Origin of the sequence: Arthrobacter sp. B6 (genome assembly GCF_001663775.1) — a bacterium.
In the GTDB taxonomy this organism is placed as follows: Bacteria; Actinomycetota; Actinomycetes; order Actinomycetales; family Micrococcaceae; genus Arthrobacter.
Map to the genome: position 1 here is coordinate 210,130 of NZ_KV467168.1, position 14,280 is coordinate 224,409.

Annotated in this window: 13 protein-coding genes; 7 read left to right on the plus strand and 6 right to left on the minus strand. The window is 65.8% G+C overall.

The annotated features are described in order from the left end of the window. Positions 1–103 precede the first annotated feature (103 nt). Positions 104–1,033, minus strand: coding sequence for a sucrase ferredoxin (locus tag AU175_RS00900; RefSeq protein WP_331711930.1), 930 nt, complete (start codon positions 1,031–1,033; stop codon positions 104–106). Then, positions 1,023–2,189: a cupin domain-containing protein gene (locus AU175_RS00905; protein WP_082978935.1), complete on the minus strand. Its 1,167-nt coding sequence runs from the start codon at positions 2,187–2,189 to the stop codon at positions 1,023–1,025. Before AU175_RS00905 ends, AU175_RS00900 begins: the two co-directional genes overlap by 11 nt. 18 nt (positions 2,190–2,207) lie before the next feature. On the opposite strand from AU175_RS00905, the gene AU175_RS21915 reads away from it, so the two are divergent. Then, complete coding sequence (locus AU175_RS21915; protein ID WP_066285180.1) at positions 2,208–2,594, plus strand: hypothetical protein; 387 nt, start codon at positions 2,208–2,210, stop codon at positions 2,592–2,594. 756 nt (positions 2,595–3,350) lie between these two features. On the opposite strand, the gene AU175_RS22125 is transcribed toward AU175_RS21915, so the two are convergent. From AU175_RS22125 to AU175_RS00925, 3 genes are all read right to left on the minus strand, one after another. Further along, on the minus strand, positions 3,351–3,677 hold the full coding sequence (locus AU175_RS22125; RefSeq protein ID WP_231938409.1) for a hypothetical protein: 327 nt from the start codon (positions 3,675–3,677) through the stop codon (positions 3,351–3,353). 49 nt (positions 3,678–3,726) lie between these two features. Further along, entirely contained in the window at positions 3,727–5,631 is a 1,905-nt protein-coding gene (locus AU175_RS00920; RefSeq protein WP_066285183.1) for a hypothetical protein, read from the minus strand. A gap of 177 nt (positions 5,632–5,808) precedes the next feature. Then, a complete protein-coding gene (locus AU175_RS00925; RefSeq protein WP_066285185.1) occupies positions 5,809–6,552 on the minus strand; it encodes a FadR/GntR family transcriptional regulator in 744 nt (247 codons plus the stop codon). Positions 6,553–6,765: 213 nt separating this feature from the next. On the opposite strand from AU175_RS00925, the gene AU175_RS00930 reads away from it, so the two are divergent. From AU175_RS00930 to AU175_RS00955, 6 genes are all read left to right on the plus strand, one after another. Continuing rightward, the gene (locus AU175_RS00930) at positions 6,766–8,130 is read left to right on the plus strand and encodes an MFS transporter (RefSeq protein ID WP_066285186.1); all 1,365 of its coding nucleotides are present in this window, start codon (positions 6,766–6,768) and stop codon (positions 8,128–8,130) included. 99 nt (positions 8,131–8,229) lie between these two features. Next, positions 8,230–9,987, plus strand: coding sequence for a dihydroxyacetone kinase family protein (locus AU175_RS00935; protein WP_066285188.1), 1,758 nt, complete (start codon positions 8,230–8,232; stop codon positions 9,985–9,987). Then, complete coding sequence (locus tag AU175_RS00940) at positions 9,984–10,454, plus strand: ribose-5-phosphate isomerase (protein ID WP_066285194.1); 471 nt, start codon at positions 9,984–9,986, stop codon at positions 10,452–10,454. The genes AU175_RS00935 and AU175_RS00940 overlap by 4 nt, the downstream gene beginning before the upstream one ends. Next, a complete protein-coding gene (locus tag AU175_RS00945; protein ID WP_231938410.1) occupies positions 10,438–11,250 on the plus strand; it encodes a triose-phosphate isomerase family protein in 813 nt (270 codons plus the stop codon). The genes AU175_RS00940 and AU175_RS00945 overlap by 17 nt, the downstream gene beginning before the upstream one ends. Beyond that, on the plus strand, positions 11,247–12,077 hold the full coding sequence (locus AU175_RS00950) for a sugar phosphate isomerase/epimerase family protein (RefSeq protein ID WP_066285200.1): 831 nt from the start codon (positions 11,247–11,249) through the stop codon (positions 12,075–12,077). The genes AU175_RS00945 and AU175_RS00950 overlap by 4 nt, the downstream gene beginning before the upstream one ends. A 1-nt stretch (position 12,078) precedes the next feature. Next, a complete protein-coding gene (locus AU175_RS00955; RefSeq protein ID WP_066285202.1) occupies positions 12,079–12,939 on the plus strand; it encodes a phosphogluconate dehydrogenase C-terminal domain-containing protein in 861 nt (286 codons plus the stop codon). 419 nt (positions 12,940–13,358) lie between these two features. Here the strand turns inward: AU175_RS00955 and AU175_RS00960 are convergent. Continuing rightward, positions 13,359–14,280, minus strand: a 922-nt coding sequence (locus AU175_RS00960) for a sugar phosphate isomerase/epimerase family protein (RefSeq protein WP_231938411.1), incomplete at its 5' end; no start/stop codon positions are given.

The window sequence follows — 14,280 nt, forward strand, 5'->3', positions numbered from 1 at the left end:
TCAGGCTTGCCGCCTGTCAGCCGGAACTACCCCGTAACCTGACCTCAGGCCGTTACTTAGGCATCGTCAGAATGAGGTTGGATCGCCTTCGGTAAACCGTCCTTTAGACCGCGCGGATCGAAATGAGCTCGTAGACCATGGCCGAGCTCATTGCCGGTCCGCGGCAGGTCAACCGGCACGGCGGGCCTCTGTGAGCACGCAGTTCGACGTCGATACGCGCCGGGTGAGGCGGGCTGCCGGTAATGTGGATCCGCCAATGATCACCGTCGCGGGAGGTCTCGACCACCCTGTAGTCATTCCGGCCGGCCGGACCGAAACGCCTGAGCGTGGCCCCGACAGCGGTCTGCTGTGCTGGGAAGAGATCCGTGTATCCGCGCAAATACTCCGCGCGGATACGGCCCGCGAGGTGATCTTCGATCGTGGCGACGGACGACTCGACGTCCAGATTTCCGTAGTAGACACCGTCGGGTGCAACCACGACGTTGGCTGCGAACCTGTCACCTCCTACATGCGAACATTCCCACACCATCTCCGGCCACCGCTCACTCAGCGCACGTCCCACGGGCCGTCCCCACACGGCACAGCATTGGTCATGTTGACTGTGAGTGCAGACCAGGATGACGGGCGGATAGCCGAGCGTTCCGCGGAGGCTGAGGGCACTGGCAACCTCCGCCAAATCCTCATCCTTGCCCCAGTTTCCCCATTGCTGACGATAGGCGCCAGAATCGTCATGGTGCAGCACCGCCCAATTGGATTGACCCTCACGGCGGCGGGGGCCGGGCCGTCTCACCAGCAGCACCCGCGCCCGCGCCGCCTTCGCGGCGGAGAGCACGAGTGCTTTGGTCTCGGGCTCGAGACCAAGCCCCTCGAAGCCGTTAGGAGGCCACCCGCCCCGGTACTCGATGAGGACCCAGACGACGCCGTGCGACGCTGTCCCTGCAATAGGGTCACCGCGCAACCGGGCGGCCTCAGAGCAGAAGAAGCGCTCCGTGGCCCCCACCGCGGCGAAGTCACTGTCTAGATCACTGTTCAACGGGAACGAGGACCCCCGCGCGCAACAGTCTTTCAACGAGTTCGACGCCGAGATCCCTCGCGATGTGAATCTCCCCGTCGAGCAGGCACGTTACAGAAGGCAGATCGGTCGCTGGGAAGTCGAGCCAACCCACGCGCGTAGTAAGGCGCGATCCCTCCAGCCGTGCTTCCAGCGCATCGCGAAGCCGGACCACAGACGCGGGGCTTAGGCCGTCGACCGCCGCGAGCTGGGCCAGCGGTCCCAGCGGTGCCGGGCGGCCCTGTGCTCGCCGGGCGCGGTGAAACAAAGAACTCGTTTCAGCCGCAGCGACGGCTGCGACGAGCCGTTCACGGACGACGTCGATTTCCCCGTTTGGTCCGTCGACGCCCAAGGGCAATGTCCGGCGCATCTCGGGATCGTCGGACAGCGCTGCCAGCGCGGCCTGGGCGAGCTGTTCTGCCAATGCATAGCGGGTCCAACTGTGGATTCCCAGCGTGAGGTGGATGGAGACCTCGCCCTGCGCCTGCGCGGCATGCAACCAGCCACGCGGCAGGTAAAGGACATCCCCTGGCTCAAGCACCGTGTTGATATAGGCCTCGCCTTTCGCGGCCTCGGCCACGGTGGAGCGGCGATCGGTCCAGGGTTGATCACGCAACGGGTCCGTGTGAACCGGCTCATGGATGATCCAGCGCTTTGTCCCCCCGATCTGCAGGACGAAGACGTCGTGCACGTCGTAGTGATCGTCGAACCCACGGTTCTGAGGCGGCGTGATGTAGGCATTGGCCTGCACCGGATGTCCGAGCTCGGTGCTTAGCCTGCTGCTGAAGTCCGCGACCGGCTCCCAGGTGCGGTGCAGAGCCTGCAGCACGAGCGTGGCACCGTCCGCGAATTTGCGCCAGAGCGCTGTGTCGTCGAGCTGGTCAGAGATGGTGGCGCCGACGCCGGCTGGTGAGGTGAATGACGAGTCGGGAAATGTTGTGCCGCCCTTGGCAACGCGGAGAAAAGGTGTACGCAGTCCCCGGCGCGAGATCAATTCGTCGACGGCCTCGGCAGAGAACAGATCGGAGAAGTCGCTTGCGCCACGCGTGAGCAGGGCCGTGCGCCCCCAGACGTCGTCGGCGAACCTCTCACGGCCAATCTCAATCAGGCGTGTCTCCAGGACCCCGCCGCTTTCCAAGGCGTCGGGGTCCTGAAAGTGAGTGCGGGTTGTTCTCAAAATTTAGATGCCCCGTTCTGCGGCTCCCCCATCGGCTCCACCATCGGCACCACCGTCGGCACCGCTGTCAGCTCCTCCGTCGGCACCGCTGTCAGCTCCGCCATCGGCTCCTCCGTCGGCACCGCTGTCAGCTCCGCCATCGGCTCCTCCGTCGGCACCGCTGTCAGCTCCTCCGTCGGCACCGCTGTCAGCTCCGCCATCGGCACCGCTGTCAGCTCCACCGTCGGCACCGCTGTCAGCTCCACCGTCGGCACCCCCATCATGCATGCCTGGGACACCGGCCGCGCCACCGTCCGCGGGGCCTTCCTGCTGGCTTGGATCCTGCTCTGGACTGGTCATGCTTCCTCCCGAGAATCGAATCGCTAGGATCAGCTCCGTTACTGGCACCTGATCGCCCAACCGGGCGATCCTTCATCGGCACCGCCCGTGATCACCCTAACGGCACGGGCCAGCCCTGGGAACACCCCTTCTACAACTCACGCAGATTCAGAATTGGGACAGTCCACCCCCTTTGGCGTGCCTAACTGGCTGCCGCCGCTCCCCTAGACCGCAGGAACAGTCAGCCCAGGAAGATCCTGAAGATAATCATGCTGCGAAAGAATCCAGAACCATGAATAAGTGTTGGACACCCACGGACAACCACAACAAACCGAGGGAGGAACGCATATAAGCCCAGTCCGCAGCAGGCGGAAGGCCACTAGCCACAGACTTGAACCCGCCGCCCACACACCCACAAAGGCCATCGCGGGAGCCAGTCCACAGCCCCCGCGCACTGGCGTCGGTGACGCCACAAGCCTTGTAGACACTTTAAAGCAAAGACCTTCTGACAAAGGGGATCTACTGTGCCCGAGGTGGGACTCAAACCGCATTCCATCCCCTGCAAAAACTGGGACTCCAGAAAACATGCGGCATCCGAGGCAGTTCGAGGGCTGTCCGACCCGGCACGAGGCCAAGAGTGTGGACTATGTACACACTCTTTATTGCCCCCTTGAGCAGCTCCGAGCTGCAGGCCAACGCATGGCTTAGGTTTGACGAGGTGCGTCCCAAAGGCCCCAGCGCTGTCCCCTAGAGTGACGTCGCCGGCTGCCACGCCGACGAGTTTGAAGGCCTCGTCAGTACCCATCACATACGGGCGTGCGTCACCCCTGGGCGTTTATGTGAGTCCGAGTAACCGGGACTACAGCGCTGCCAGGCCGCCGTCCACGGTGAAAACCGCGCCGGCGCGTAGGCCGAGTCGTCGCTGGCGAGGAAGACCATGATGCCCTCCACGTCGGCGGCTGTCCCGGGACGGAGCATCGTGGAATTCACCAGGCCAGCACGGATGACGGGGTCGTCGCCAATGGCCTGCCCGGCAACCTCGGCGTAGGCAGCAGCCACACTCGCTTCGTCCGAGATGTCCATCAGCAGGGCGTGCGCGGCGGCAGCGCCGGTGGCCGCGTCTCCTTTCACATAGGTGGCCCCGCCGGCTGAAGGGCGCAGCAAAACGAGACGGGGTGGTTCAGTTCGGTGCCGGAAACTTGATGTCCGGGAAACGCACGACGCCGGCGGACCAGGGTCCGAGCGCCAGCCGCCCCACTGCGGGGTCGCCGTCGTCATTGGCACTGAAGCCGATGGCAGCGGAGGTCTCCTGCCCGAAAGCGGCCCACGTGGCGCCGCCAGCGCCCACGCCGTCCGGAAGCCGGACGTCCACGGCGATGGCCGAGCCGGAGAGATTGCCGGCGAAAACGACAATGCCAGCCGGCGCCTGCACAGGGTAGAGCGCCACCGGCCGCGCATGGGCGTGGACCGACAACACCACAGAGTCCCGCAGCCCGGCGAGCTCCTTCAGTAGTTCACCGGCCGGATTCAGCTGGCCATCGGCGCCGCAAATGCCCGTTGGGCCGGATGCCTCGAAGTAGCTGACGGACGCTACCCCGTCCATGGTCAGCGCATTGAGACTCGCCAGCGTCCACGCGGCGGTGAACGGCTCGCCCTGGAGTTCATCAGCTTCGGCCTGGGTGCCGGCGCTGGACGTGGCCACGGCGTTGAACCGCGGCAGCAGCGTCACAGGACCAACGTGGACGGGTCGTCCGCCGCCCAGGCGCAGCGCGTTCCGGGCCACGAGCCGCTGCATTGGCACGCTGTCGATGATGTGCGCGGGGCTTGTACTGTGCATCTGGGGCGTGATGCTGAACGTGAGGGCGTCGGAGTCCGACGGCGTGCGGCCGATCTCCCGGTTCAGTTCCGTAAAATGCGCCCGGGTTCCGGCCAGGAGGCTTCCGCTAAACCCGGCGGCACGCGCCGATTCCTTGAGCTCCGGCCATGTGTCCGGCTCAGTGACGTGGCTGGCAGGATGGAACACCGCGAGTCGCTTGGCTTGCGGCAAATAAGCTGCGAGGTCTGCGACCGCGCCAACCGGGTCCATGGTCACTGCCCGGATGTCCAGCCCGGCTCCGTGGGTGGAGGCGGCGGCCGCCGCGGCCTCCAGCTGGCCTGCCCAGTGCGATCGGGCAGCCTCGCCCTGTCCTTCGACAAGTTCAACCACAACGGCGTCGAGCCCGGGGATCGCAGGCAACAACCCAGGCTGCGACCCGGCCCCCACAGCCAATGCCGGAACCCGCCCGGCTTCACCGCCAATCCGCGCCGAAACCACCGCGGGCACACTGGAAGCCTCCACGCGGGCAGCCACGGCAGCCGCTTCCACAGCCTGCGGCTCCAGCGTGGCGGCTTCCACGAGAACGGACTGCCGCACAGAGTCCCCGGCAGCCACGTCCACCGGGAACGGCAGCGACAGCGGCGTGCTGTACGTCTTGAAGGACGCATCCGTCCAGTTCCGCTGGTCCTCCGTCTCAAAGACGTCACCGGTGAACGAAAGACGGAAAGCGGTACCGGCGTCCGCCCACTCAAGTGCCGCGATGTCCGTAAAGGGCTGGTGCGGGCTGATGCCGTAAGGGAACTGCGCGGCTGTGCTGCCGCCGTCGGGGTGTTCCACCGTGATTTCCCGGCCGGCCTCAGCCGGAGGGTGGAGTACCACCAATCCAATCCGGTTTCTGCGGAAAGCGTGGGCCGCAGTGCCTTCGAAGGCAATCTCCACCGCGGCGGAGGTAAAGGTTGCCGTCAGTACGCCGTAATACTCCACGCCGTACCCGGCAAACGCCACGGTCCAGCGTGCCTGCAGGCCGGCGTCGTCCCGCTTGATCTCGACGTTTCGAACCGAGGCCTCCGGAGTCCGCCAATCGTGGTCACGGACTACGGCTTTGACAGCCCGCAGGACCTCCCTGCCCGCATAGCTGACGTGTGCGAGTTCGTCGCCCACAAGCCGGGCAGTCCACGGTCCAGCGGAGAGGACCCGGAGCGGAGGTGCAAGGCGGGCCTGGAGGGAAGGGGACTGTTCCGGCTTACCGGTCAGGGGCTGGGAAGACACATCACTGCTCTCTGCCTGCCCGGGCTCTATGGCCCGGATGGCCGGCGTCGCTAAAGCAAACTCAAAGAGGACCTGTGAGGCAGGCCATACCTGATTATGGAATTGCTGCGCATAACAAGTCAACCGGTTGACCAATGATTGGTCGAGACAGTTCCCCGAAGGAGTTAGCCCCGAAAGTTACTGCGAGGCATCGAATCCGGCGAGCAGCCGCCTGGACGCGGTCATCATGTGCGAGCGCATGGTTCTGGTGACGGCCTCAGCGTCACGCGCCTCCAGGGCGCTGAATATTTCAGTGTGCTCTTTCAATGCGGCCGCCGCATGGCCCTCGTCGGTCAGGGCGCGGTCCACCCAGATCCGGAGCAGGGACCGGATGCTCTGCAGCAGTTCCTGCAGGACCTGGTTTCCGGAGCCTTCGGCGATTTCGCGGTGGAATGCGGCATCGGCCTCCACGAAGGCAGCCAGGTCGTTGAGGGTCTCGGCCATGGTGGCCAGGTTGTCCCGCATGCGGTCCAGCGCCTCATCGGTGATCCGGCCGGCCGCAAGTTGCGCGGCCTGCACCTCCAGGCCGCTCCGCAGTTCCACCAGTTCGCGGGTCCGGGGTGCGCCCAGCATCATTCCCCAGCTCAGTGTGCGGGGCAGGAGTTCGGAGATGCCGTCCCGGAGGTAAGTGCCCGAACCGGGGCGGACAATCACAATTCCCAGGATCTCCAGCGCGGCGAGTGCCTCCCGCACGGCAGAACGGCCAACACCCAGGGATGCGGCCAGCTGACGCTCCGCCGGAAGCCGGGTGCCGACGGCGATATCACCGCTGGTGAAGTAGGCCAGCAGGCGCTCGGCGACTTCGGAGACAACGGAGCCTTGGCCCACGGAACCGAGTGCTGCGCTGATCTTGGCCGTCGACGCGGCGGAGTTTATGGACACATTCCAAGCGTAGCAACCGGGCCCGCTGCCAGCAGCCATGGCGAACTCGCGAAAAGGAACACGTCAACCGGTTGACCAATTTACATTTCCCTCGTATCGTGGAGGTCACATGCTTTAGCCGCCGGATGATCCCCCATGCTTTCCGGCGAGCTAACCGACCCCCCAGCCTCCAGTGACGGACGCAGCCGGGAACATCAACATCTAGGAGTCAACGTGGACACCACACAATCGGTGGTCGAAAAATCCGCAATCAGGAAAGTGGCGATCCGGCTTGTGCCGTTCGTCGCCCTGATGTTCTTCATCAATTACTTGGACCGCACGGCCATCTCGTTCGCTGGCCCCAACGGCATGAACACGGATCTCGCCCTCTCGGCAGCCCAGTTTGGCTTCGCTTCAGGCGTCTTCTTCATCGGCTACATCCTGCTGGAAGTTCCCAGCAACCTGGCCCTGCACAAGTTCGGTGCCCGCCGCTGGCTAGCCCGCATCATGGTCAGTTGGGGCATCGTCTCCCTCCTGTTCACCTGGGTCGGCAACGTGGAGCAGCTTTACGTCCTGCGCTTCATCCTTGGCGTGGCCGAGGCCGGCTTCTTCCCCGGTGCCATCCTCTTCCTGAGCCTCTGGGTCCCGTCCCGGCACCGCAGCAAGATCCTCGCGCTGTTCTACCTTGCCCAGCCGCTGACCACCGTGATCGGTGCCCCTCTGGCCGGCCTCCTCATCCAGCAGCACGGACTCTTCGGACTTGAGGGCTGGCGCGTCATGTTCTTCGGCGTGGCCATCCCCGCCATCATCGTCGGCATCATCGCCTGGTTCTACCTGGCTGATTCCCCCGCCAAGGCCAAATGGCTGACGCAGGAAGAGAAGACCTGGCTGACCGGCGCCCTGGAGACGGAAAAGAAGGAAACCGCGGCCAGCAACAAGCACGTCAGCGTCCGCACCGTGTTCGGCAACGGCCGCGTCTGGATGCTCTCGGCCATCTACTTCGGCTTCATCTACGGCCTCTACGCCCTCGGTTTCTTCCTGCCCACCATCATCGCGGGCTTCGAAGGCATCTACGGCACCAAGTTCGATGTCCTTCAGAAGGGCCTGATCACCGCGATCCCGTACCTGCCGGCGGCCTTCGCCCTGTACTTCTGGTCCAAGGACGCCACCAAGCGCGGCGTCAAAACCTGGCACATCGCACTCCCGGCCCTCATCGGCGGCCTGAGTATCCCGCTGGCACTGTTCGCCGGCTCCCCGGCGGCCACCATCGCCGTCATCACCATCACGGCTATGTCCATCTTCGCGGCCCTGCCCAACTTCTGGACGGTACCCACCCAGTTCCTGACCGGCGCAGCAGCCGCCGCAGGCATCGCCCTGATCAACACGATTGGCAACCTGGCAGGCTTCAGTGCCGGCTACATCACCGGCTGGCTCAAAGACCTGACAGGTGACTACACGGTACCGATGTTCGTGGTGGGCGGCTTCATGCTCCTTTCCTCGGTCCTCATGGTGGCGCTGAGCCGCGCCGGCAAGGTCAGCGAAGGCATCCCCGCCGAGGCCCTGGACCCGGCAGGAGCCGGACACCACGCCGAGCCGTAACAACCCGGGGGCGTCCGCCCTACCCGCGGACGCCCCCGCACCAATTCAATTAACCGGTGGCCGGTCCATCGGAGCGAGCAATAACTCCAGGAGCTTTCCATGACCCGCCTGTTCAACGAACCCGCAGCATTCGCTGACGAAATGATCGAGGGCTTTGTCGCATCCCACGGCCGCTGGGTAAAGCGCGTTTCCGGCGGCGTGGTCCGCAACACCCAGAGCACACCGGACACGGTGGCGCTGGTGATCGGCGGGGGCTCCGGCCATTACCCGGCCTTCGCCGGGCTGGTGGGCCAAGGCCTGGCGCACGGCGCCGCAATGGGAAACCTGTTCGCTTCCCCGTCCGCGCAGCAGGTCTACAACGTGGCCAAGGCAGCGGACCACGGCGGCGGCGTACTCCTGGGCTACGGCAACTACGCCGGCGACGTCCTGCACTTCAACCAGGCCCAGGACCGCCTCCGCAAGGAAGGCATCGACTGCCGCAGCATCGCCGTCACCGACGACGTTTCCTCCGCCCCGCTCGCCGAGCGCGCCAAGCGCCGCGGCATCGCCGGCGACCTGACCGTCTTCAAGGTGGCCGCCGCCGCAGCGGAAGCCGGCTACTCCATGGACGCCACGGTGGACATCGCTGAACGCGCCAACGACCGCACCCGCTCCTTCGGCGTCGCCTTCACCGGCTGCACCCTGCCGGGCGCCGACCACCCGCTCTTCTCCGTGCCCGAGGGCCGCATGGCTGTTGGCATGGGCATCCACGGTGAACCGGGCATCGATGAGACGGACATCCCGACGGCGGATGGGCTCGCAGAGTTGCTGGTCGCAAAGCTCCTCACCGAAATCCCCGAAGGGCTGGACGCCGGCGGCGCCAGGGTCGTCCCCATCCTGAACGGCTTGGGCAGCGTCAAGTACGAGGAGCTGTTCGTCGTCTACCGCCGCGTCGCCCAGCTCCTCGCCGAAGCGGGCCTGGAAGCGGTAGACCCGCAGGTAGGTGAGCTCGTCACGAGCTTCGACATGGCCGGCACTTCCCTGACCCTGTTCTGGCTCGACGACGAACTCGAGACCCTCTGGAACGCCCCCGCCGACGCCCCGGCCTTCCGCCGCGGTGCCGTCACGGCGGCCGCACTGGAAGCATCCGACAGCGCAATGTACGACGGCGACACTGCCGGCGTCGAGCTTTCCATCCCGGACGCAACGGCCGAGTCTCGCGCCGGGGCCGCCCGCGTCCTCGCGGCCCTGGGTGCCGCGAAAGCGGTGGTGGACGCCAACGCTGACGAACTGGGGCGGATCGATGCGATCGCCGGCGACGGTGACCACGGCATCGGCATGGAGCGCGGTGTCCGCGCCGCCGTCGAGGCCGCAACGGACGCCGTCGGCCGCGGTGCCGGTGCCGGCACCACCCTGCACTTCGCCGCGGACGCCTGGGCTGACAAGGCCGGCGGCACGTCCGGCGCCCTCTGGGGCATGGCCCTGCGGGCCGTCGGTGACGTGGTAGGCGACACGAAAGCGCCCGACGCCGGTGCTGTCGCCGCCGGAGTCGCGGGCGCCGCGGCCGCGATCATGGACTTCGGCAAGGCCAAGCCGGGCGACAAGACCCTGGTGGACGTGCTGGTCCCGTTCCGGGATGCGCTGGCGTCCGGCGTCGAGGCAGGCCAGTCCCTGACCGAGGCCTGGAGTGCCGCCGCCGTGACCGCGGAGCAGGCCGCCGAAGACACCGCCCAGCTGTTGCCCCTCATGGGCCGGGCCCGCCCGCACGCCGAGAAGAGCCTCGGCACACCGGACGCGGGTGCCGTGTCCATGGCGCTGATCATCCGAGCCATCCACAACACGCTCATTGAGCGGACAACCATCAAGGAGAAAGCATGAGCGCCAAACTGCGCCTGATTGTTGGAGCCGACGACGCCGGTTTCGAGTACAAGGAAGCCCTGAAGGCTGACCTGGAAGCCTCCGACCTGGTGGAATCCGTCACCGATGTCGGGGTGGACGCCACCAGCCACACCCCCTACCCGTCAGTGGCCATCGCCGCCGCCGAACTTATCGCCGCGGGCAAGGCCGACCGTGCGCTCCTGGTCTGCGGCACCGGGCTCGGCGTCGCCATCGCTGCCAACAAGGTCCCCGGTGTCCGCGCCGTCACCGCCCACGACAGCTACTCGGTTGAACGATCCATCCTGAGCAACAACGTCCAGGTCCTCACGTTCGGACAGCGCGTCGTCGGCCTGGAACTGGCCCGCCGGCTCGCCCGCGAGTGGCTTACCTACACCTTCGACGAAACCTCCGCCTCGGCCGAAAAGGTCTCCCTGATTAAGGACTATGAGGGTGTCACTTCCTGCTAACCCCGCCGCGCAACCGAAGGCCATCATCGGGGTCAGCCTGAAGATGTACTTCGGCTACCAGCGCTCCGTGGACTACTGCCGCGACGTTGCCGCGATCGCCTTCGCGCACCCGGCAGTCCAGAGCGGCGACATCGAACTGTTTGTCCTGCCCACCCTTCCGGTGCTGCCCGAGGCCACCCGCGTTCTGGGTGCCGCTGGAGCAGCGGCCGGAGCCCAGAACATCTTCTGGGAAGACGAGGGCGCCTTCACGGGCGAAGTGGGCGGCAGGACCGTGGCCGAACTAGGCGGCCGCTACGCCGAGGTGGGCCACGCGGAACGCCGCCGGATCTTCGGCGAGGACGACACTGTCATCGGGTTGAAGACCGCTGCCGCCTACCGCAACGGCCTCACGCCGATCCTGTGCGTCGGGGAGCTGGAGCAGGGCTCCGTGGAGGAAGCCATCGCCCTGTGCACGGCCGAGATCGACGGCGCCCTCAACCGGGCCCGTTCATTGGGACCCGCAGGCCGGACCATCGTGGCCTACGAGCCGCAGTGGGCCATCGGCGCCCCGGAACCTGCAACGCCGGCGTACATCAGTGCCGTCATCACCGGGCTGGACGCGCAACTGCGTGCCCAGCCCGGCCAGAAGGACAGCCGCGTGATCTACGGCGGCAGCGCCGGACCCGGCCTCATCACCACGCTGGACTCCGCCGTCGCCGGCCTGTTCCTTGGCCGCTTCGCCCACGACCCGGAAGCGCTGAAGAGCATCCTGGATGAGACCGCCGCACGGCTTGCCGCGCCGGAGGTGACGGTATGAGCTCCCCCACCACGAACAGCACGGAACAGGGCTCACGGATTGGCCTGAGCAGCTACGCCTTCTTCTGGCAGCTCTCGGACAAGGTCACGGAACCGCTCAGCATCCATCAGGCGCTTGAACGGACCGCGGCACTCGGCGTGGATCTCTTCCAGATCTGTGACTATGCCCCCTTGGATGCCATGGCGGACTCCGAACTTGAAGCTGTCCGGGGCACAGCGGACAGGCTGGGCATCTCCCTGGAGCTCGGCACTAAGGGCATCCGTCCAGAGCATCTGCGGAAGTTCCTGCACATCGCCGGCATCCTGGGCTCGCCCCTGCTGCGGACCATGTTCAACGTCCCGGGCCACACCCCGACGGCGGAGGAGGCGGTGGCGATCTTCAACGACGTGCTGCCGGAGTTTGAGGCCGCCGGGGTGAAGATCGCGGTGGAAACCTACGAGCAGGTGCCCACCTCCCGGATCCTTGATGTGATCCGCGCAGTGGACAGCCCGTCACTCGGCATCTGCGCCGACCCGGCCAACACGGTCGCGGCGCTGCAAATGCCGCGCGAGGTGATTGACGCCGTCGCGCCTTATGTCCTGAACATGCACATCAAGGACTTCGCGTTCAGCCGCAAGGACGGGTGGGTCGGCTTTACTTTGGCCGGCGCACCGCTCGGCGAAGGCCTGCTCGACTACGAGTACATGGTCAGCAAGTTCCAGCCCCACCAGAGAAATATCAACCAGATCGTCGAACACTGGCTGCCATGGCAGGACTCCGAGGCGGAAACGATCCGCCTCGAAAACCAGTGGACCCAGCAAAGCATCGAATTCCTAAGGAGCAAGTGAAATGTCAGCAGAAAATTTGACCGTCGCCGTCATCGGAGCCGGTGGCAAAATGGGAATGCGCGTTTCCCGTAACCTCCAGAAGAGCGGCCACACCGTCTTCTACAGTGAGAACTCCCCCGCAGGCCAGGAACGCATCCAGGCCGAGGGTCGCGAAATCACCTCCACCGAAGACGCCGTCAAGGGCGCCGACGTGGTCATCCTCGCCGTCCCGGACACCGTCCTGGGCGTTGTCTCCCAGGGCGTAGTCCCCCAGATGAAGGCAGGCGCAATCCTGCTCACCCTGGACCCCGCCGCCGCCTACGCCGGCCTGCTGGCCAAGCGCGACGACGTCGTCCAGGCAGTTGCGCACCCTTGCCACCCGTCGGTGTTCCTGGAGCGCACCACCAAGGAGGAGTGGGCCGACACCTTCGGCGGCGAGGGCGCCCCGCAGAACGTGGTTGCCGCGATCGACGAGGACGCTCCGGAAGAGACCAAGGCAGCTGCCGAGGCCACCATCCGCATCATCTACGCCCCCGTCATCGACGTCCACTGGGTCACCGTCAAGCAGCTCGCCATCCTGGAACCTACCCTGGTGGAAACCGTGGCCTGCATGATCGGCACGCTGCTCAACGAAGCGCTGCACGAAACCGTCCACACCGCCGGGGTCCCCGAGGAAGCGGCCAAGGCCATGCTGTTCGGCCACGTCCAGATCGCCCTCACCAACGCGCTGCGCGGCTCCAACCCGTTCTCCGAAGCGTGCGAAATCGCCATCCAGTACGGCAAGGACACCATCATCAAGGACGATTGGAAGAAGATCTTCGACGACTCCGAGCTGGACAGCGTCATCGCGAAGATGCTCAAGCTGGACGCCGTCAAGGGCTAGACCCCTGGGAAAGCCCGGTGCGCGGCTTGGACCGTGCGCCGGGCTATCCGTGCTTGGGGATCTCTGGTGCCCGAGGTGGGACTCGAACTAACTTCCCCATTGAGGGCTGGCCTCACGACAAACTTCGCGGGACCTGTCTCGATATCCTCCCCGGCCCACCATCGGCGCCATGTCAGAATGCCACCCTCATTTGAACCAGGAACTGTTGATGATCCGCAGTGTCAAGGAGCCGGTCGTTCAACAGCCCGACACGTCGCAATACGATGGCGCCGCGGTCAACGAATTGGACCTCCGCTTTACAGCTTTCGAGGAGCGTCGTCCAAGCCAAGACCGCTGCCGGCTCTGGCTTCTCTTTAACTCAAACCGGACGCCGGCCACGCCTCTGAGGCGTAATGATCGCCGTTGCCCGGGCTGATCTTCTAGTCCTTGCTGCTGAAGGCGGCGTCGAAGCTTGTCTGCGATGCCGGGAAATCGAATTTCTTGAGCGCTGCGAGGGCTTCGGGGGCGCCGTGGAGGCGGTCCATTCCGGCGTCTTCCCATTCGACCGAGATGGGTCCGTCGTAGCCGATCGCGGCGAGGGCGCGGAAGGAGGATTCCCAGGGCACGTCGCCGCGGCCGGCGGAGACGAAGTCCCAGCCCCGGCGGGGGTCGCCCCACGCCAGGTGGGAGCCCATGACGGTGTTGCGGCCGGTGGGGCGGAGCTTGGTGTCCTTGCAGTCCACGTGGTAGATCCGGTCCTTGAAGTCCCAGATGAAGGAGACGGGGTCGATGCCCTGCCACATCATGTGGGAGGGGTCCCAGTTCAGGCCGAACGCGGGCCGGTGGCCGATCGCTTCGAGGGTCCGGACGGTGGTCCAGTAGTCGTAGGCGATCTCAGAGGGGTGGACTTCGTGGGCGAAGCGGACGCCGCATTCGTCGAAGACGTCCAGGATGGGGTTCCAGCGGTCGGCGAAGTCCTGGTAGCCGGCGTCGATGACTTTTTCCGGGACGGGCGGGAACATGGCGACGTATTGCCAGATGGAGGAGCCGGTGAAGCCGACGACGGTGTCCACGCCCAGTGCCTTGGCGAGCCGGGCGGTGTGTTTCATTTCCTCGGCGGCACGCTGCCGGACACCTTCCGGGTCGCCGTCGCCCCAGACCTTCGCCCCGACGATCGCTTCGTGGCGGAAGTCGATGGGGTCATCGCAGACGGCCTGGCCTTTGAGGTGGTTGGAGATGGCCCAGACCTTGAGGTTGTACTTGTCCAGGACAGCGAGTTTGGATTCGACGTAGCCGGGTTCGTCCCAGCGCCAGGCGTCCAGGTGGTCCCCGGAGACGGCGATTTCCAGGCCGTCGTAGCCC